This is a genomic window from Rhizobium sp. BK376 (assembly GCF_004341625.1).
GTDB lineage: Bacteria > Pseudomonadota > Alphaproteobacteria > Rhizobiales > Rhizobiaceae > Rhizobium.
Genome location: NZ_SLZG01000002.1, coordinates 578382 through 598216, shown reverse-complemented (window position 1 = coordinate 598216; position 19835 = coordinate 578382). Strand labels below are relative to the sequence as shown.

The following is a 19835-nucleotide window of genomic DNA, read 5'->3' as shown; positions in this document are numbered from 1 at the left end:
AGGGCTCCGAAATTGAAACGACCGAGGGCTAACCGCAACCGACGAAAAAGATCATCTCGTCCGAGGAATCGCTGACAAAGAGGGCACCGTCCCAATCGCCGCAAATCTTCTTCGCCTGAAGCCCCGATACCTGCAATCCGGCCTCGATCTCGGTCCGAGAGCGAAACCGAAGTTCGCTCAACGAAACCAGGACCTCATCAGGAAAGGCATAGCGCGTCTCGAAGACAATGCGGTCGCCGGCTACCGACAGAACCTCACAGGTCTGTCGTATGGCCAAGCCGTCCACCTCGAATTCGTCCTCGTTGCCATGCCAGCGCAGGCGCCAGTCGATCGCCGGATTGCGGGATTCAAAGACGATCAGGCCGTCGGGCGCCAGATGATCTCGCATTGTCGCGAAAGTCGCGAGAACGTCGGTATCGTCGAGCAAAACCTGGAATGCGTGACCAGTCATGATGATGAGATCGAAACGTTTTGCAGACCGAAAATTCTGGGCGAAGGATTGCACCCATTCGATCTTGTCGCCATTCGGCTTGCGCCGGCCGACATCGAGCATGGCGGCCGAAGGATCGGCGCCGGTCACATCATGTCCCTCAGCTGCGTAGGCATCGCAAAGCAGCCCTGTACCGCAACCAAGATCCAGGATGCGCTTGCGCCCCGCGCCCGCCAACGCAAGATAGAAATCACGATCCTTCGACCAGCCGGAGTCGAGATCGTAGATCGCCGCCAACCGCGGATGCTCGTAGTGCAGATCCGGCACGAAGCTCTCCTCTTCGAGACGTTCTTCTTCCCACTGTGAAATGCGGCTACCCTATTTACCCTTGATCGTCTCAATCAGGGTCAACACCCAGGCCGAAAGCAGCGTGAGAACGGGATTGGCTGCCGATTGAGGTCGAGAATCCTGGCCGGAATACCGACCCACTTTTGCCAATGGCTTTTCGGGAACGTTTATTCCACCATTTCCGAGCGTCCACCACCCCTCCCACAGTACCCTCTCGACCAGGAACGTTGCCACATCGAGCGAACGCGATGGCGAACCCGGCGGGAGAATGTCGGCCGCGGAAGGATTTCGATCCATCACGACGGAGTAGTAGATGCGCTTCAACTCATCATCGATTTCGTCATTGCCTTCCAACGCGGTGTTGAGTTTCTGACGCAGCTTTCGAAGGTCCTCGATCTTGACAGGCGCCACGTTGGCTACCTTGGCCGCCTCCTGGGCAAAGACATCTGCATTGCCTCCATTCTCCGCGACAATGTCGGAGAGTATCGATCCCTGCATTTTCTGCCGGTTCTGGATGACCTTGGCCGCACCGCGAATACCCTCTCGAAACGCCTCCTTGCGCATCTCGCTTTGATCGGCCTGCAATCTCGCAACAGCGTCGCAGAGACCAAGCAGAAGCGGGGCAATTGGTGCATCAGGTGCCTGCGCAACAACGTCCTTTGCTTTCGCAAGCAATTCATCCAATGATGAGTTCCCATCAGTCATGAAAAAAACCGATCATTTGCCGGGCCTTGTCAAGCGATGCTCCGGGACGGCATAATTCCTGCTTCAACACTCACGCTACCGTATTTTATTGTACAGATCGGCCAGTCGTTCCCGATATTTCTCCGGCGAAAAGAGCTTGGCTCGTTCCCTGCCCAACGCCTCATATGATCGAACCAGATCGTCGTCATTGGCAAGGTCTCTGATTGCCTGTGCAATTGAACTGACCTTGTAGGGATCCACGATATAGGCACTGTCTCCAGCCACCTCCGGATTGGCGCCTTCACTTCCGGTTATGACGGCAGTGCCCAATTGCATCGCCTCCAGAATAGGCAAGCCGAACCCCTCGTACAGGGACGGAAAGACGACTGCGCGAGCGCAGCGAATGACGGATGTCAGCAAACTCAGCGGCAAATATTCAAGGCGGATGACCGAGGACGCCCTGGAAACGACAGTCAACGTGGGATCAAAGGTCTGCGCTTTCCCTCTTGCTTTGGACGAGCCTTCGGTAGGCACTCCAAGCAAGCGCAATTCGTTGGCATTCTTCCAAACCAATTGCCCGACTACCACCAAGGGATATTTGACCTGGCTCGCCAGATAAGCCTCCAAAATCCGAGCCACATTCTTCTTCGGCTCGATGGCGCCGAAGAAGAGAAAATACTTTTTGTGCTCTAGGCCGAATATGGACTGAACTTCGGCCTGCACTTCACTCTCGTCCCGGTCGAGAATGTGTTTCGGCAGGCTCACCGCCTGATAGGTGTTGGTTACCCTGCTCTCATCGACACCCATCAGATCGACAATGTCACGCTTGGATGCCTCTGAAACCGTGACGATGTGATCGGCTTGATCGCAGATGCGTTTTACGACCCGAAAGAATTCTTTCTTGTTGTCTAGCGCCGCGTAGGGCAATCGCAGCGGGACAAGATCATGGATCGTATAGACGTTCGCCGCGTTCTTCAGCTTGATTGGCAACGGATAGGTCCAATGGGCGATATCCGCGGAATCGTCATAATTGGTCCCCAAAAAGCGGCCGTAAACCCGGAAATGCCACCGGGAGAACCAATACAAGTCGCGAGAGTTGTAGATTCGATCGTGGGCCGGCAGCCGCTCCCGCATATTTGTCGAAATAACCTTCCCGGTAATTGGTACGCGCCTGGCAGCAACACCCCAAGGTGAGGTTGCGAGGCGACGGATCACTTGACTTGTCTTGACCGGCCGAATCGACGGGTCGAAGAATCCCACTTCGGCTAACAGGTCATTCCGGCCGACAGAGGAGCGAACCCCATAGAGAAGATCTACTTTATGGCCGAGATCAACGAGTTGCGCGCTAAGATTTCTCGCATACGTCGCAATACCCGTCCCCTTTTCCAGCGCAAGATTATAGCCATCGACCATTACCCGGGGCATTGACATTTCACGATAATTCCCAACTCGGCCATAACAGCGCCCCGGCTTGATGCGCCGAAACGTAACACTTATGAGCGATAACAGTGGATCGCACAACAATGGAGCGCGCATTTCCGCAAAATTCCAAGGATTGCGCTTGAGCGCTGGCCGAGCATATCGGCGTAGCGAGGCCTCTGGGCCTCAAAATGGATAAAGAAGTCGTCCCAGCATACGGTAGTGCTTGCTTGGCCGCTCTCGAAAGAAGTCGATGGGGTATGCCCGGTAGTATTCTGCGTCTTCCTTCGTTCCCAACAACGAAACAATCGGTGCAACTATCCCGGTCAATAAATGCCGCCAACCCAATAACCCGAAAGGTCCCCAGGGCTCCCAGGCCATGCTGGCGGGACGGTCGAAGCGAAAACTCGCCTCATAGCCGGATTGCAGAAGTTCGACGACGTCCTCAAAATTGATCTGCGCACCCGTCTCCGGTTCAAAATAGAGCGGATAAAAGAAATAGGTTGCAGCAAAGAGTTCGGTGATCGTCAGTATTCGGCCGCGCCGATCGCTCTGCTGCCGATCATCGGTCAATCCCCAGCCGGCGTAGAATGGCAGCCCCAATACTGTAACGGGCACGCCACGCATCAACGCCTCGAAACCGGCAAGCGATGTAATCGTATAAACCTGATCAATCGTTTCGAGGGCCTGTGCTATCGGGACGTTATGTGTCAGGACATGGCAGGACGCCGCGAACTTGGCCGGATTGGAACGCGAAGTCCGCACTTTATTGAGGACGTCAGGGTGGGGCTTGTAGATAATCTCCGCATCAGGATTCTCACTAGTGGCCAACCGAATAAGATCGTCGTCGGTTACGACAGTGGAGCATCCATACCGTATCGATGCATCGCCTTCCACCTGCCCTATGACGAGAACTCGCTTGCTGTCCTTGGGTGCATAGAGCTCCTGATGCCGCGGCAGCCGGCTTCCGTTATATTTACTGATGCCTGTCTCAAGAAGAGCGGACATTCCGGCTTTCGCTCTGTCGAGCAAAGCTTCGTCGGCCTGAAAATCATATGTGTTTAAAAGGTGTTCCAGGTCGGACGGTGTTCGGCTGTCGAAATAGGCCGTACGCGTGTCGACAGTGAGAGAAAGCGGAGGTGTCCTGCTGGCATGAGCCCGTGAAGAGCGAAGAAAACCGTCTTCGACGATAAATGTCTTGACCTGATGTTGCCTTATAAAACTCGAAAGCGCGTCGGGAACATTGAGACCCCATAGGAAGAAATCGGGAAGATTGGCCAGATCAATCTTGCTAAGCCACTGCTCAGTTAACTGGCGTTCGCTCAGATGGAGCGGGATAAACGTGAAATCCCTGTCTTTGAAATAGCGCGCCATGATCGGACGCTTCCACGCCTGCATCCCAAAAGCATATGTGGGTCTCCCCGCCGCTTGCGACGGACCATTATGAACACTGGGTGGGCGTGTGTTTTCCTGGAGATTCCCCAAGAAAGCCGCCCCTCTATTATTCATTGCACCTATATCCATGGTCGTACCCAACACATTATCCTGGGATAATACTGTTGCTTATCCCCCGTCCGACACGAGATCCAACGCACCATCTCCATCGCGCAAGCGATCCGATCCGATCAGCGCCTCTGCTTCATCGACATCGTTCATCCGTCTGATCTGGTAGTTGTCGATGGCAAATATATCCTCGCAATACTTTCTTATCAGTGTCGGCGAAGAGCTCACGATGATGAAGCCCGAGGTCCGCATCCTTTCCCTGACCAGATCCTCGCACTGCGTCCTGAACGAACCGCGACCGCCGATAATGCTTTCGTCAACGAGATAAGTGTCGAACGGAATTGCGTAGCATGCCGTAAACAGCAAACGGGTGCGTTCGTCCCGATTGAGGTTCTTGAACGGCTTGTCGATCGCCTTTCCAATCTCGGTGAATTCCAGAATGAAGCGAATGATCGGCACCGGATCAAATCCGAAAACCCGGCATAGGAATGCAAGATTTTCTCGGCCTGTCAGCGCCCCGTTAAAGACCCCTCCAGCAGCGACAGGAAAGGAGACAAGCGACAATCGCTTCACACGGCCGCTATCAGGGCGAAGCTTGCCGGTTGTCAGACCTACAAGGGTCGTTTTTCCGCTTCGGGGTGGAGCAAGAATACCGGTAACCCGATCAGCCGCGAATTCGGCGTTCGCCGCCTCAAATATCTTGGTCTTCGTGGTTTTCTGGCGCAGCGTTTTATGAACATTCACCAAGCTGATGTTCATGAAACATACCGCCTTTCCCCTATGTCATCTGCTAGCGCAAGGATTTCCCTTTTCCAACCGATCCCATCAAGGGGACTCAAAAATACGGTGCCCGGCGGTGCGATTTCCCGGAACACCGGAATATCCGATAGAATACAGGGAACATTCAGTGCCGCAGCCTCTAGGACGGGAATGCCGAGCCCCTCGGCAAAAGAGGGAAAAAGCAATGCCTTGGCATCTTGCAACAACGTTTGGACCTCAAAATCGGTAAGCCCGGAAAACTCAAATACGCAACCTTTCAACGGCAGGCAGCGCTCAAGCATGTCGAATACGTTTTCATTCTCCCAACCTCGTTTGCCGACTATGCACAACCGAGGCGCCGCCTGCAATTGCGACAATTCTCGCCAAATCTGCAATAGCAACATGTGGTTCTTGCGCGGCTCAATGGTTCCGAGAATCACAAAGTATGGACTGGGATCGTGCAGAAAAAGGCTCAAGCTTTCACTGAGGGGCGCGGAACTTGCGCTATGCAACCTGAGGCGAGGAATGGCGATCTCTGTGCCCATGAGCGACCAATTGTGTAGCTTCGCGTATGACTTTACTCGCTTTTCCGTGTCTTCAGAGTTTGCGATGATGAAAACTGGCGCATCGGCCAGTTCCGTCAAATAGTCCGTGAACTGGCGAAAGGTCTCAGGACGTTGATATTCCGGGTAATCAAGCGGAATAAGGTCATGTATATAGACGACACGTCGCATCTTCTGGCGGGGGTCCAGCCGGTTCATTCCTCCCCTGATTTTTCCAATCCCAGAATGCGACGCCACGACATACGTGGTTTCGGTCGAAATAACTTCGTTGCGCGGTTGAAAAAACAACCTCCCCACAGACCGTTGAAGTAACCACCTGAACGGATCGTCGGCCTCCCGCGTCAAAGGCTTGAGTTGGGAACCGTTCCAGGCGCCATCTAGGCCCAGAAGTAGGTTTTTGCCGAGAGACCAGGGCAGCAAGGAGAAACCACGTCCTGCCGCGCATATAAAGTGGCATCTTGTGTCGAAACGCCTGAGAAGATCCAAACCGATTGCCAGATCTATCCTATCGACACCGGTACCGAACGATTTGGTTCGGCTTCGCACGAGACGCGAGATATCGAAAAGCACGCGAGGAGTATGTATCGGCAATTCTGGCATTGAAATTCGATACATTCGCTCCCCCGTCCGATTTTGACGAATATGCCATACGAGACCTGCAGATCGCGAACAAGACAGCCATCGATTCCGGTGGAATTTAATGCACAGAATGAGAGCACACTCCTCCTTTTGCTCGCTGTAATCGTGTGATAATGACCATTTCACCCTTCAAGCATGCGTTCACCGCCCATTGGCCGGCCGAGAACAACTTAGAATTGCGGTGAATTTTGTCGAAAGAACTGTCGAATGCTGTTTCCTCCACCGGTGTCATACCCCTCTCGTGGGTTACTGCCGGGGGAAACGAGAATTACCTCAATCTCGGTGACGCACTATCGCCAGTCATTGTTTCCATGCTCTCCGGCCTTCCCATTAGACACGTCGCGGCAAAGTCAGAAAAGGTCAGGATGGCCGCAGTCGGGACCATCGGCCATATGTTCGCCGGCGGCGACGTTTCATTCTGGGGTACCGGGACATCCCCTAATCTCAATCCAACTCAAACGGACAAACCCAAGATACCCTACAGCCGTCCCAGCGATACGACTTTATCGGTCTATGCTACCAGGGGTCCGTTCACCAGGCGGATATTAGCCCCGGATCTTTCCGGGCCGGCTGTCTATGGAGATCCCCTCTGGCTGCTACCTCGATTTCATAGCGCTCCTTCAAAGAAGCGATACGAACTGGGCGTTATCCTGCATCTTTCCGAGCTGTCGGATCGTGAATATGAACCGCACCCGAAGCCGGACTCAAGGCGCCATGAAATTTCCGAGGACGATAGCCGGACAGTAAAACTGATCAACACGGTGACGCCAGTTTCAATTGCCAGTCTGCGCGAACGGCTTGATGAGATACTGTCCTGCAAAAGGATTGTATCCACGAGCCTCCACGGCATGGTCTTCGCCGAATCCTACGGTATCCCATGCCTCTATTTCTCACCCCGCGCGAAGGCAGCAGGTCTGGGCCGCATAGATTTGAAAAATGAGGAAGGTCTCGATCTCCGCTTCGTCGATCTCTATCGCGGTATTGAGGAGACGCATCTGGATGTCTGGTATCAGCCACGAAATGAACGGACAGATTGGGAAGCGCTGATAAAGACGATCGACACGGTCTGGGCACCCAAACATCTGAAGGAAAATCGCCTGATCGAAGCTTTTCCCCTGCCCTTGAACCCCTTGAAAAAGGGCTCGACCGGGAGCGCGTTCGATCACCCGACGATTACCGCGTTGCCGGTCGTAAAATATAAGGAAAGCACAATCAAAGCCGCAGCCCGCAATTGGTCTCTTTCGAGTCTCAGACGAGCGCTGTGGCGATAGAGGGTGCTCAAGTTGTTTGCATCCGCCAGAAAACTCCTTCGCCGCCGCCCGGCACCGCCGGCTGCCGGGGCATTATCGACAAATCCGGATGAGCGGGCCGGCAGCAGCATACGCCTGTCCTGGGTCTGGACGACCGCAACTCACCCGGATGCCAATCTTGGCGATGCACTCAGCGCAGTTATCGTCTCGGCAATGTCCGGCTTGAAGGTAGAAAGAGCTTCTTTTGGACAACCGGTTGAACGCCTGGCAGCAGTGGGCACCATCGGCCATGCGCAGCATGGCGGCAAAATCCATCTGTGGGGAACGGGATTCGATCTCAAGCGTAACTGGAAAGGGGCGCTCAGCGCGTACGAGATTCCGGCGAACACGGAGCTAGTGGTTCACGGCGTCCGAGGCAGGCGCACAGCGACAGCCCTGCGAAAGCTCGGACTTCAGGTCCCTGACGTCTTTGGAGACCCCGTCTGGTTTTTACCGCGTGTCTTTCCGTTTGAACATCGCGAAAAAGATTGCGAACTGGGTGTCATTGTCCACATTTCCGAACTCGACACTGCGACAGCAGTTGCATCGGTGCGCGCAAATCTGGCTCGCTATGATATCCCCCCTTCCCTGACGAGCAGCATTCGGATCATCAATACCTATACCCCTCCCACTCTGGAAGGTTTGCGCGATAAGGTCAGAGAGATCGCCTCCTGTCGTCGGATTCTTTCGACAAGTTTGCACGGCCTCGTGATCGCGGAAACATATGGAATCCCTTGTGCCTGGTTTGCCAACCAAAAAGGTTCGTCTGGGTTTATCTCCATCGAAGGGGATCGCCCGATCGATCATCGAATGATCGATTTCTATAGCGGCGTCGATCGGGATTGTGTGCTGAGCTATGTCCAGCCGATGCAATCGACAACCGATTGGGATCAAGCCATGAGATTTCTCGACGCTCACTGGAGCCCTCTGGCCTACACCGGCGAAAGGCTCTTTGACGCTTTTCCACTGGATCGGGTCGTCAAATTTGAACGCCAGCGATGGAAGGCTCGTCCTGGTCTCTTGGAGGCCAATCCATATTGACGATCGGTGCGTGCGATACGATTCTGTTGATTCTATTTTTTCTATCAAGCATTGTAGAAACTCAGCTCTTCAGATAATCAGTCCTGCGGCTAATTGTAAGTTTGAGTCTGTTCGGCGATTACGCACGTCACGGAATGTCTTTATGAATTTTTTGAAAGCTTTCTCTGCACTATCACTCGCCGTAATCAGCTTGACTGTCGCTTCATGTACCGGGATGTCCAGTTCGGGACCCAGTGCGGGTGACATTCTCTCGGAAGCCGGGAAGACTTATGCGCCTTATACCGTTGTCGAAGTTACGCCGGCAGTTGTCCGTGTCCTCTCAGGCCGCGTTGACCAGCAGCTTGCCGTGACATTTGGCAATACCCGGAAAAAGAGTTCCTCACTCATCGGTGTCGGTGACGATGTCGTCGTCTCGATCTGGGAAGCTTCGAATAACGGACTGTTCGCGTCCGGAACGACGACGGCGCGCACCATGGGCGGCACGCAGGTGCCGCAGCAGCCGGTTTCCGAGAGCGGAACCATTACCGTTCCTTACGCCGGCACCATAAAGGCCGCCAACAAGACGCCCGATCAAGTCAAGCTGGAAATCGAATCGGCGCTCAAGGGCGTAGCGGTCGAGCCGCAAGTACTTGTAAGCGTGGTCAAGAACGTCTCCAACACGGTGACGGTGACTGGCGAAGTTGCGACCAGTGGCCTGATTCCGCTTTCTGCCCGTGGCGAGAAGCTTCTCGACGTTATTGCTATGGCAGGCGGCCCGCGGATGGAGGCGCATCAGCTTGCAGTCCAGATCACGCGAGGCCTCCACACGGAAACGATCCCGATGGAGCGGCTCATTTCCGATCCGGTCGAAAATATCTATGTGCAGTCGGGCGATGTGATCACGTTGCTCAGGCAGCCACGAAGCTTCACCGTATTCGGCGCCACGACCGCAAATGCTTCCGTTCAATTCGATGAGGCGCAGCTTTACCTGAACCAGGCACTGGCAAAGGTGGGCGGGCTTAACGACGATCGCGCCAATGCAAAGGGAATATTCATATACCGGACGGAACCGGTTAGCCTCGTGCGGCAATTGATGCCCGGCAAGCCTATTTCCGGCGCCGGCGATACCGCGAATGTGATCTACCGGATTGATCTCAGCGACCCGAGCGGCTTTTTCCTGCTCAAGAGCTTCAGCGTCCGAAACAGGGATCTCATCTACATCGCGAATTCGTCGATGGCAGAGGTTCGCAAGTTTGCCACCATCATCGGGGCAACGACCGCTCCGGTCGTGCAGGCTGCGGCGGCTTCCAACGCGTTGCAGAATTGAGATGTCGATAAAAATTATCGTCTTGTGGTTTGCGCCATGCTTGCCTTCAAAGCTTCCGAAGGTTGTATCTTGATGCTAAGAAGGCTCTGTATTTTGCTGCGGTTGCAGCACAGGGTCTAGGAGGGCGCGTTGGACACTGCGAACAAGGCTCCGAAGGCAGCCGGGACCAACGACAAGGCTCAGGGCGCCCTGCTTCTCAGGCTCGATGAGGTTCGCCCTGATCGCCGAGTGGTGACGACGAAGGCGGAGCCCTTACCAGCTCAGCTACCTCGGAGATCGAAGGCGCAGCTAAAGCCGGGAAAAATCGTGGGGCTTGCGACGAAGGCCACGGGCGGCATGTCAGGCGCTACGCTTTTCTTCCTTGTGATGGTCGTTCTGCCCACAGTCATTGGCTCCCTGTATTTTGCCTTCCTCGCCTCGCCGCAATACATGTCTGAATTCCGCTTTTCCGTAAGACCGACCGACGGAGCCAATGCAACAACCTCGGTAGCCGCGGAAACAGCACTCGCAATGTCAAACAGCTTTATCGTCTCGGACTACGTGATGAGCAGAGACGCCGTCACGGAACTCGATAAGAGCGTGGGAATCAGGAAGTTTTACACCCGCGACGGCGTCGATTTCCTTTCGCGCCTGGCCAATGACGCATCGACTGAGCAACTGGTCAAATACTGGAGCGGCCGAGTTTCGACAAACTACGATCTCGCAACAGGCATCAATACCGTGCAAGTCACGGCATTCACGCCGCAGGATGCCTACACGATCGCTTCAGCCCTGCAGATACTCTGCGAAAAGCTGGTCAACGACATTTCGGAGAAGGCGCGCCAGACCCAGATGGCGTTTTCCAAGGCCGAACTCGACCGTGCCGAAGCACGGCTCAAGGACGTGCGGGCACAGGAAACGGCGTTGCGTACGGGACAGAGGACACTCGATGCGCGTAAAGAAGCCGAGGGCAAAATCGCCTTGAATGCGAAGATGCGGGGGGATCTGGCTGATCTGCAGGCGGAATACTCGTCACTCAGCAGTTATATGAAACCGTCCTCGCCAAGGCTCAGCTTGCTGAAGAACCAGATCGCCGCCGCCCAAGAGCAGATCGACAGACTTCAGTCACAGATTGGCGGAACGGAGGGTACGACCAACGGTGACACACTCGATGATGCGCAGCTCGTCACCAAATACGACCAGCTCCAATCGGACGTAGATATAGCCACCAAGCTCTACCAATCATCGCTGACGAGCTACGAAGCAGCCCGCATGCAGGCGAGCAACAACCAGATTTATCTCGCAACCTACGTTCATCCCGGCGTCCCTGAGATAGCAACCTATCCGCGGAAAGTGCTCGATTCGTTTTTGGTATTCATCACAACGCTTGGAGTTTGGATCGTATTGAAACTCGTTTACTACAGCGTCCGAGACCACGCCTAGTAATACTTGGACAAAGAATTAAACGGCGAAGATACGTTTATGAACGGGAGGCTAGTCTTGGGGAAGACGACGGCCCTTTAAGGTAAAGCCGATGACCTCCACGCGCCGTGCCCTCATATTTCGGTTACCCGGTCGGGAATCGGCCGAGAACGCACGCCTTCTCGCCGGGACGGTTCGCACAGCAGGTTTTGATCCCTCCATTGTTCCCTATTGGAACGATGGAGAAGCATTGGGCGAACGGGAAAATTGCGCCTTTCTTCTTGATAGCGGCCTTCATTCCGCGCCGCGGCTGTCAGATTTCGCCTTTCGCAATCGGTTCGGTTTTTCCCTCGATCTCGTCGATCTTTCTGCTCACAGCTTTGCCATCAACGATGTGCGGACCGACACGGTGCTTATGGAGTCCGTCTGGAGCCAGCACCTGCGCGGCGTCGCAGCCGCTGCGGATGAATTGATAGCGCATCAGCGGCCACAGGTCGTCTTCATTGCCCACGGCGCGGAGGTGGTCTCGCGGATTTTGGCTGTCATGGCCTCCCAGCGGCGCGTCCCTCGCGTTTATTGGGAAAGCCCGTTTTTTTCCGGGTATCATTTCGTTGATCCCTACGCACCGCACTTCTTCAGGGGAAGTTCTCGCCTCGACAGGATATGGCCGCCGGGATCGAGCTTACAGGCTGATCAAGCAACGATGAGACAGACCACGGCTTTCGTCGACGAATGGCAGCATGAGCGACGGTCTAAATACCCGCAGATTTCGGATGAACACCAACTCGCAGCACTCCGAAATTGGAGCGGAGAGGACACAGGGCCTATTCTTTTCGTTCCCGGCCAGGTTGCCTTCGATGCGAATGTCGCAGTCAGTCTGCGAAACTATCCAAACCTTGCCGCGATCTATGAAAGGTTGTTCCACCGCCTTCCGGCAGGCTGGCGCGCCGTTTTCAAGCCGCACCCCAAAGGACCTGAAACACAATGGAATTTGGCGCAGTCGGACCGCATCCGTGTTGTCTCCGACGTCAGTATCCATGACCTCTTCGCAGTTTCGAGCGCGGTCGCCACGCATTCCTCAAATGTCGGCCTGGAGGCATTGATGGCCGGGCTCCCGGTTATCGCATGGGGAGATCCGATCTATGCCCGCAAAGGCTTGACCATCGATCTTGCCGATGTGGACACGATCGCCGATGCGCTGCTTCCCGACAGCCTCCAGGCGCACCCGCGTGAGCAAGTCCTTTCCCTTGTGGATCGCATCTTGAACGAGTGTTTGGTCCCGGAAAATGATGGAGCAGCCATGGCTCACGTGATCGACACGGCGTGCTGCGATCCACCGGAACCGAGGTTGCCATACTACGGAAGAGATGCGCAGGCCTTGGCGCATGCAACCCGCGGCCTCCAGGAAAGGCTTTCGACAACGGGGACGATCGGGATTGCACTTGAGCAATTGGCTCCCGATGATCGCCTGACGTTACAGAGACGTTTTGGCGAGGACCTGCTTGCGCATACGTTCGGCGGTCCGCGTACGGACACCCGGGGACCACGATACTGGGGTGTTGAACCGGACTTGACGTCACTATTCCGCGAAACACTCGGCGAGGAGGTCATTCTAGCCGAGGCCGATCTGCACAACTGCTACGACCCGCAGATGGTGTTCGGATCGCTCGCTGGAATGGTACGAGCGCAGCACAGCGTAGTCTTCACCATGCAGCGCGGACGACCGAAAGACTGGTATATTCAAGACCTGACATTGGGCGACCTGCAGGCCTTCGTTGAAGAAGGTTCGCCTCCGGTTCACATCGACATATTCGGCATGGACAGAAGGTCTCTGAAGACAGCCGACGAGAATGATGCCTGTTTCGTTGTTCTTCTGCGTGATCAATTGCTTTCGGAGGCGCAGCGTGATGTCCTGACGCGCCGGATAATTTCGTACCCACCGTCGATTGTTCCGTGCAGCGCCTTTTCGTACCGCGCACAGGAAGTCAGTACAAATCCTCTTCAGCAGCACATCAGACTGGAAACGGAAGGACATATCATTTTTGGCCCGAATATCTCCTTGCCGGAAGGTCGTTGGCGCGCCGAATTTCTTCTGCGTCTTGAATATTCTGCCGGTTGGCTGCCCCGGATCGGGAAAGGCACGTCGGCGCCCGTAACGCTTGATGTATATGCGCCGGATGCAGGCATCGCCGCTACCGCGAAAGTGCAACTCGGCAACCAGTATCCCCCTGTCTTGATCTTTGACGTCCGTGCCGGGCACACCTACGAGTTCAGGGTTTTCAACCACAGTCGCGGACAAAGGCAGAAACTGCTTTTCGAAGGAGTGAGGCTGGATCAATTTTCATCCTGATTTGATAAGCAGCGATCGCCAACAACCCCATCGGGCCGCCCATGAGCATCGGTAAAGCAATTCGTTTGTTGATTTCGGCAATCGCCTTGACCGTGGGCTTGCTGCCTTCCCTACATGCGCAAGCACAGGGTAGATTGGGAGACATTTATGATTTCATGGTCATGGACGTGTGCGTCAAGCCTGGCGGTGCTACGCTTGCTTCGGCCATACCGGGCGATCGGGATTGTGGCCAACATCGCAATACCGAGCCCGGGGAAATGCCGCCCTATATCCTGGGGAATTTCCCCTCGCCCGGCTCAGACTGCCGGCAGGGTACGATCGCCAAGCTCAACCTACCCGTAACGAGGCTCAGCACCACCCGCATTGTCAGTTCGAGCTTGAAAGGCCGGTCAGCGGACTGCAGAGGGCCTGATGCGAACGCGAGTGGCGGGGCCTCCATCCAATGGCGCGATAATGGCTACGGCTTCATCATGGGCAGTTATAGTCCGGTCGCGCTATCCGTGTATGAATCATCCAATTGCTTGCGCCACAGTGACAGTTCGGAGCGCTTTTTTCGCGGATGGGTCATCGCGCCGACGCCCGTACCGGCGGTCGGAACAACCGGATACGGTGTTTTCGAAAGCGCGTTGCTGACTGGTGCCGCATCAAGTCACATGGGAGCGTGCAGTCCGAAATATCGCCGCGCCCTCACCACCTGGACGGTCGCACCATTTGCCTACAAATCCGGACGAGACTTCGTCTCGATCGTGTCCAGTCATTTTGCTCAGGTGGCTGGCGACGAGAAGTCTCCTGGGGAGTCCCGGCAGATGGAGCAAACCTATTGGACACGCGAATTCGGACTGACCCGTTGGGAAAAATGGGCGCGCGAGGACTGGATTAACCCGCGCTCACACCAGGGCGCGCTGGAACTCGCCCAGGCCCTCTACGCGCGTGGCCGCTGCAGCCAGCCTTTTGATCGAAATCTGAATTTCAATTCGGAAATGCAGATCTCTTCCAGCGCGACGGGAGCCGGCAAGATCTACGCACGAACAATCCGCAACCCCATCAGCGGAGAACAGCACGTCTGGGTCATGACCCTGTGTGAGGACTATACGAATGTCATGCCCAATTCGAATACATCGCCTTCGCCGCAGAATTTGCCTGACCTCGCCGACGAGGCGTATTGGCGCTGAAATCACCTCGCTGGTAGGGACATTTAAAAAACGCAAGGATCGATGATATTGAATGCGATTGCCGGAATACCGGCTCTCCCTCTTAGTTCGGACAAGCCGTGGTATCCATCTGCGGCAACGCGCCTTGGCGCGACCTTCTACGTGCGGCAGGCATTCCCCTGGCTCCATCGATATTTCGACCTTCCGCAGCTTCGTTCAACCCTTTCACCCGGGATAGACGGTATTGTCTCTTGGGGTGACCGGATTCCCGCAAAGACTGCAAAGGCTATTTCTGGTGTGCGTGGCCTTCCTCACTGGTCGCTTGAAGACGGATTCCTGCGTTCGGTCGGACTTGGCAAAGAGGGTTCCGTTCCGTTCTCCATCACTGCGGACGACATTGGCAAAGCGGTGGACGCATCGCGACCGTCCCGTCTGGAAACGCTGATAGTCTCGGCCGGCAATAGGGAATGCGATGGCTTGGGCGCGCGCATCAGAGAGGCGATCGTCGACAACAGGCTCTCTAAATACAATCACCTACCCCACAGGCCACCCTCCATCGAGCGGAGTGTCAAAAGGCGCATTCTGCTGGTCGATCAAGTCGTCGGTGATATGTCTGTCGGCGGAGCATGCGGCTCAAGCTCTTCCTTCGATCGCATGTTGCGCGACGCTCTGCAAACGGATGCGCAATGCATCGTCAGAACCCATCCCGACGTCATGGCGGGTCTTCGCAAGGGATACCTGACTGACGCAGCTTCCCGACGGCGCAACGTTGTTCTCGCTGGCGACACAGTTTCAGTGTCCGCCGTCCTTGATGTCGTAGACGAGGTCTGGACCGTCTCCAGTCAATTCGGCTTTGATGCGTTGCTTCGAGGAAAACCGGTGCGCTGCTACGCAGCACCGTTTTATGCCGGCTGGGGCCTGACGCAAGATTTCCTCAGCCGGGCGGCGCAAGCCGCCATAGCGCAGAGGCGCACCGAGAAACGCACGGTGGATCAAATCGCAGCAGCAGCGTTTTCCCTGTATCCTTCCTACCGAGATCCCTCGAACTGGCAGCCGATTGATGTCTTTCGAGCGATCGAACTTATCGTGGCGACGCAACGGCAAGATGGCCTGATCTAAACCGACGGCCGCGTGACAATGATGTGCGAATAACCGAAGGCAGGACCGCGTCTCCTAAACGTCTATCTTAGTCGGCCTCGGCCTAGGCGGCGGCTCGACAAACGCATCGGGCATGTTGACCGTTCCGGATATCAAACGCTCGGCAATCTGGTCCGCAGCCGAACTTACGCCAGCAGTATCGTAGAAATTGCCGCGTACCTGGATCGATGCCGCCAGCAGCCTCAAGAACGCGGTCCTGATGTCAGGTGAAGGCGCTTTGGGATCGCGCCAGAACCCGTCGAGCGGTTGCTTGTCTGTCAGGCCGGCAATGTCGTAGATCGCCGTTCCCAGAACCTTGACGGGCGTGTCCGCTTGCAAGGCCGAAAGTGCGGCGGTCGAGTTGACGGTAACCATCCCGCGGCTTGCGGCCACGAGCTCGTTCAGATTTCCTCCGTCGATAACGGATACACGTGATCGCAGTCCAAGAGGCGCACTGGCGCTCTCGATGTAGCGCTTCCAGGCGATCAAACCGTTGTCGAGCGGATGGATTTTCATGACCAGCCGGGCATCGGGTGGCGCGTGGGTCGCGAAGGAACGCAATATCTGGAGAATGGCGTCCTGCTGCCGCTTGTACGGCGAATGGGCGCGTAGCTGATAGTCCGTCTGAAGCTGAAGTGGATAGACGAAAAACGGCGCATCGCCGGCCGCCAAATCCTCGATCAGGGATACCGCCCTTTTGGTGCGCCACCATCCCGTCGACAGGCGCAACAGCCAGCCGGCATATTCCGCCAAAGGATGAAACAACCCGTGCCGGCGATAGTGCGGATACAGGAACCAGATGAAGGTAACCGGCAGATAATAGAGCAGATCGAGAACCGCCTCCGTGAAGAAGGTATGGTTGAAATGTCGTCTCCAATCGGGCTCCGGCAGATCTTCCGCAACCCGTACGATGTGAGCCGCGTCTGCAGGAAAACGCGAATTCGACGACAATCCCTCGCGCTCGAGCGTGACCCAGTCCGGCCGCAGGTAGCCCATCTCCACGACATATACCGCCGCACCAAGCTGGCGCGCTTCTTCTATGGCAGTCCTGTGATAGGGGCGCTCCTCCCCATGAAGAACGACGTTCCCGATACCGTTCTCTTCGATGCAGCGCCGGACAAAATTTCGCCAGCCGCCAAAATCCCCGCGATAGTTTATCGCGCCGTTGCGGCGCCAGAATATCCAGTCACCGGTATTGAGATTGATCCGAAAGCATCGCGCACCTGCCGCCTCGAGCTTGTCCGCAATCCGGACGAAGAGCGAGGAGGACGGACCTTGCAGAAAAAGAAAGCCTTCCTGCGGGATCGAAGCTGAGGCGCGCGATGCTTGGGTCAACCAGGCACCTCATTGCTAAGACCTGCATAGCGCAAGACCGCACCGATCAGGTTCCAAGGCGCCTCCTCCTGTTCCGGAACAGGCTTTTGCGAGTGTGACCTCGCGCGCCCCAAGGGGACGATCACATAGTCGGTCCGAGGATCCGGGAAGGGATCGGCAAAGGTCTTGAGAAGCGGCGCGTGATCACCATAGAACAACAGCCACACGGGGCGATCGAGTTTGTCGAGATGATGGGCGAGATTGCCTAGCGCATGGTCTGCGCGGCGTAGCAACTCGCTATAAATATCAACTGGATCTTTCAGACTGCCGCATCGTCCACGTTCCCATGGCCCATGATTTGCCATCGAGGCGACGAACATGAAGTTCTTGGCCGTTTGATCCTTTTCAATCTCGCGGATCACTCTCTTTGTCAGCGACAGGTCGCTGACATAGGGTCCGTCACGCTCGGGATTGTGATCGAATTCGTCCAGCATCATCATTCGGTCGAAACCCAATTGCGGGATCGCCTTGTGACGCAGGAAAAAGGTCTTCTCGTAAGGATGGATGAACTGTGTCTTCCACCCGGCTTTCTTCAGCCTCTGCGGCCAGACCACGTCCGTATAGCGGCTGGCGCGCAAATAGGGATAGCTCGCATCGATATGGACGTTTTCGGGAAGCAGGCCGCTCAAAACCGCAAACTCGGTTCTGAGCGTATAGCCGCCCTCGAAGACATTCGTCATCCTGCCCCATTGCGCTGCCTGGGATCGGAGCCGGTCGAGATTGGGCAGCTTGATCTTGTTTGCGTCGAAGTGCCTGAGATCAATGAAGGATTCCGACTGCCAGACGATGATCAGCGGCGAGTCTTCATGGTGGTCCCAAAGATCGTGAAGCGCTGAGATCAGACGCTCGGATAGCTGTGCAACCGGTACTACGCGCGGGGCGCCCAGCCAGATGACGAAGTGCAGAACGACGGCTTCGAACGTCCCGAACCGCACGGTATTTTTCTTGATGTCGAGTTGCTGCACCAGCTTTTGCGTCAGGTGAGAGACCGACTCTTTCACCGCGTGGCTGAATAGAGCGAGCCAGGGACCGAATGCGACAACGAGCCCGAGCAAGACCCAAAGAGCCCCATTGCTCGATGGGAGAACGGACGGCTCGAAGCACATGTAAAGAGCGCTGGCGCCGAACACATAGAGAAACGCGACGATCCAGAAGACGATATTCAGTGAGGTGGCGTAGAATATCTCCTTGTACTTAAAGACATCCACCACCAGCGCAATATCGGAGAAAATCAATGGTTCGCGAATGAACTCGAACTTCGCTCGCGAAATTCCCGTAAAAATGACGAAGAAACTGATTGTCCCCTGCGCAGCGTAAATGGGGCGCCAGGAGATCGCGAAGAAACCGGCAAAGACGATCAGTATGATCGGAATGCGCGCGATCGATTCGAGAACCAAACGTCCGAAACTTCTTGGTACGCGATTTTGCCGGTTGATGATCCGCGGCATGGCCAAGGGGTCTGTAATAAAGATAACAAGGCATGCGACGACAACGCAAATCCCGCTCAAGACAATTGGAAAACTATGAATGCTCAAACCGAAAGTGACCCGTATAAAATACTATTCTAAATTACAATTTTCAAAAATATATCGTGAAACTTGTAATCAATCTTCTTATGACGGATTGGAAGCGGGTGTGTCCATCGTTTTCCGCAACCGGTGCGTCAACGAGAGCCGTATGAACGGTTTTATCCAAGCACCGAAATAGGCGAGCGCCCTTATCGAAAAACCAAAGTAAATTCGGGGGGCGCCGCGATCGAGACCGGCAACGATTTTCTTGGCGACGTCAGCGGCTGTCCATGGTTTGACCTTACCGATCACAGCCTCGGCCTGTATCGGCCTTAACGACATCTCTCGAAAATACTGAGGTGTCAGCGTATCCGGTGGAAAACAAATTCCGACCTCGACGCCCGATGCTGTTGCCTCCGCCTGCAACGCTTCCGCAAAGCCAATCAGCGCAGCCTTAGAGGCACAATAGGCGGTATATCCGTAAATGCCGATGAAGGCTGCGCCCGAGGAAATCATCATGATGCGCCCAGAACGGTTCGCCTTCATTTTTCCATAGACCGCGCGAACGGCGTTTACCGTGCCAAGAAGATTTGTCGTAATTTGCTCATCGAATATATCCGACGACATCTCATCGAACGCACATGGTTCCACGTTGCCAGCCGATGCAACGAGTACGTCGCAGGGGCCGAATGCTCGTTCGCATGCGGCTATGGCTTGCGAAATATCGCCCGCGGATGCGACATCGACGGAAACGATATGGATATGGGATGCATCAAGACCGCAGGCCGTTACCAGTTCGGCACGCGCCATCTCCAGCCGATTGGCATTGCGGGCAAGAAGAGATATCTGCGCGCGCCTCGAAGCGTAGAGCTTGGCAATCGCCAAGCCGATACCGCTCGATCCTCCCGTTATGATAACGTGCATTGCAACGGC

The 19835-nt window shown here is 55.5% G+C and carries 17 protein-coding genes; 7 read left to right on the top strand and 10 right to left on the bottom strand.

Going from position 1 to position 19835, the window contains the following annotated elements:
* Positions 1–28: 28 nt before the first annotated feature.
* The 6 genes from EV561_RS07375 to EV561_RS07350 all read right to left on the bottom strand — a co-directional run bounded on the left by EV561_RS07375 (position 29) and on the right by EV561_RS07350 (position 6321).
* A complete protein-coding gene (locus tag EV561_RS07375) occupies positions 29–757 on the bottom strand; it encodes a class I SAM-dependent methyltransferase (RefSeq protein ID WP_132519270.1) in 729 nt (242 codons plus the stop codon).
* A gap of 51 nt (positions 758–808) precedes the next feature.
* On the bottom strand, positions 809–1462 hold the full coding sequence (locus EV561_RS07370; protein WP_132519267.1) for a hypothetical protein: 654 nt from the start codon (positions 1460–1462) through the stop codon (positions 809–811).
* 96 nt (positions 1463–1558) lie between these two features.
* Positions 1559–2887, bottom strand: coding sequence for a glycosyltransferase family 1 protein (locus EV561_RS07365; protein WP_245512608.1), 1329 nt, complete (start codon positions 2885–2887; stop codon positions 1559–1561).
* Positions 2888–3067: 180 nt separating this feature from the next.
* Positions 3068–4255 (bottom strand): capsular polysaccharide biosynthesis protein, encoded by a 1188-nt coding sequence (locus EV561_RS07360; protein WP_245512607.1) that lies wholly within the window; start codon positions 4253–4255, stop codon positions 3068–3070.
* A gap of 189 nt (positions 4256–4444) precedes the next feature.
* Entirely contained in the window at positions 4445–5143 is a 699-nt protein-coding gene (locus EV561_RS07355; RefSeq protein WP_132519264.1) for a hypothetical protein, read from the bottom strand.
* Positions 5140–6321: a glycosyltransferase family 1 protein gene (locus tag EV561_RS07350; protein WP_132519261.1), complete on the bottom strand. Its 1182-nt coding sequence runs from the start codon at positions 6319–6321 to the stop codon at positions 5140–5142. The genes EV561_RS07355 and EV561_RS07350 overlap by 4 nt, the downstream gene beginning before the upstream one ends.
* Before the next feature lie 212 nt (positions 6322–6533).
* On the opposite strand from EV561_RS07350, the gene EV561_RS07345 reads away from it, so the two are divergent.
* The 4 genes from EV561_RS07345 (at position 6534) to EV561_RS07330 (ending at position 11403) form a co-directional block, all read left to right on the top strand.
* Entirely contained in the window at positions 6534–7616 is a 1083-nt protein-coding gene (locus EV561_RS07345) for a polysaccharide pyruvyl transferase family protein (RefSeq protein WP_132519258.1), read from the top strand.
* Between the two features lie 3 nt (positions 7617–7619).
* Complete coding sequence (locus EV561_RS07340; protein WP_165927764.1) at positions 7620–8675, top strand: polysaccharide pyruvyl transferase family protein; 1056 nt, start codon at positions 7620–7622, stop codon at positions 8673–8675.
* Positions 8676–8889: 214 nt separating this feature from the next.
* Positions 8890–9981: a polysaccharide biosynthesis/export family protein gene (locus tag EV561_RS07335; protein ID WP_165927763.1), complete on the top strand. Its 1092-nt coding sequence runs from the start codon at positions 8890–8892 to the stop codon at positions 9979–9981.
* A gap of 228 nt (positions 9982–10209) precedes the next feature.
* Entirely contained in the window at positions 10210–11403 is a 1194-nt protein-coding gene (locus EV561_RS07330; RefSeq protein ID WP_132519249.1) for a hypothetical protein, read from the top strand.
* Between the two features lie 292 nt (positions 11404–11695).
* On the opposite strand, the gene EV561_RS37090 is transcribed toward EV561_RS07330, so the two are convergent.
* Entirely contained in the window at positions 11696–11989 is a 294-nt protein-coding gene (locus EV561_RS37090; RefSeq protein WP_165927762.1) for a hypothetical protein, read from the bottom strand.
* Here EV561_RS37090 and EV561_RS07325 point away from each other — a divergent pair.
* The 3 genes from EV561_RS07325 to EV561_RS07315 are packed head-to-tail and all read left to right on the top strand — an operon-like array spanning position 11927 to position 16002.
* On the top strand, positions 11927–13732 hold the full coding sequence (locus EV561_RS07325) for a hypothetical protein (protein WP_348633728.1): 1806 nt from the start codon (positions 11927–11929) through the stop codon (positions 13730–13732). The genes EV561_RS37090 and EV561_RS07325 overlap by 63 nt on opposite strands.
* A 41-nt stretch (positions 13733–13773) precedes the next feature.
* A complete protein-coding gene (locus EV561_RS07320; protein WP_132519243.1) occupies positions 13774–14904 on the top strand; it encodes a hypothetical protein in 1131 nt (376 codons plus the stop codon).
* A gap of 57 nt (positions 14905–14961) precedes the next feature.
* Positions 14962–16002 carry a capsular biosynthesis protein gene (locus EV561_RS07315; protein WP_245512626.1) on the top strand — a complete coding sequence of 347 codons (1041 nt, stop codon included), beginning with the start codon at positions 14962–14964 and terminating at the stop codon, positions 16000–16002.
* Between the two features lie 54 nt (positions 16003–16056).
* Here the strand turns inward: EV561_RS07315 and EV561_RS07310 are convergent, their stop codons facing one another.
* The 3 genes from EV561_RS07310 to EV561_RS07300 all read right to left on the bottom strand — a co-directional run bounded on the left by EV561_RS07310 (position 16057) and on the right by EV561_RS07300 (position 19826).
* Positions 16057–17355 carry a capsular biosynthesis protein gene (locus EV561_RS07310; RefSeq protein WP_132519237.1) on the bottom strand — a complete coding sequence of 433 codons (1299 nt, stop codon included), beginning with the start codon at positions 17353–17355 and terminating at the stop codon, positions 16057–16059.
* The gene (locus tag EV561_RS07305) at positions 17352–18791 is read right to left on the bottom strand and encodes a sulfatase-like hydrolase/transferase (RefSeq protein ID WP_245512605.1); all 1440 of its coding nucleotides are present in this window, start codon (positions 18789–18791) and stop codon (positions 17352–17354) included. Before EV561_RS07305 ends, EV561_RS07310 begins: the two co-directional genes overlap by 4 nt.
* A 216-nt stretch (positions 18792–19007) precedes the next feature.
* On the bottom strand, positions 19008–19826 hold the full coding sequence (locus EV561_RS07300) for an SDR family oxidoreductase (RefSeq protein WP_132519231.1): 819 nt from the start codon (positions 19824–19826) through the stop codon (positions 19008–19010).
* Between the last annotated feature and the right edge of the window lie 9 nt (positions 19827–19835).

Excerpts from the sequence above, each read along its gene's own strand:
- EV561_RS07335 (WP_165927763.1), top strand. The coding sequence starts at position 8,890 with ATGTCCAGTTCGGGACCCAGTGCGGGTGACATTCTCTCGGAAGCCGGG.
- EV561_RS07300 (WP_132519231.1), bottom strand. The coding sequence starts at position 19,826 with ATGCACGTTATCATAACGGGAGGATCGAGCGGTATCGGCTTGGCGATT.
- EV561_RS07360 (WP_245512607.1), bottom strand. The coding sequence starts at position 4,255 with ATGGCGCGCTATTTCAAAGACAGGGATTTCACGTTTATCCCGCTCCAT.
- EV561_RS07355 (WP_132519264.1), bottom strand. The coding sequence starts at position 5,143 with ATGAACATCAGCTTGGTGAATGTTCATAAAACGCTGCGCCAGAAAACC.
- EV561_RS07325 (WP_348633728.1), top strand. The coding sequence starts at position 11,927 with ATGGCCTCCCAGCGGCGCGTCCCTCGCGTTTATTGGGAAAGCCCGTTT.
- EV561_RS07320 (WP_132519243.1), top strand. The coding sequence starts at position 13,774 with ATGAGCATCGGTAAAGCAATTCGTTTGTTGATTTCGGCAATCGCCTTG.
- EV561_RS37090 (WP_165927762.1), bottom strand. The coding sequence starts at position 11,989 with ATGATACCCGGAAAAAAACGGGCTTTCCCAATAAACGCGAGGGACGCG.
- EV561_RS07365 (WP_245512608.1), bottom strand. The coding sequence starts at position 2,887 with ATGCCCCGGGTAATGGTCGATGGCTATAATCTTGCGCTGGAAAAGGGG.
- EV561_RS07350 (WP_132519261.1), bottom strand. The coding sequence starts at position 6,321 with ATGTATCGAATTTCAATGCCAGAATTGCCGATACATACTCCTCGCGTG.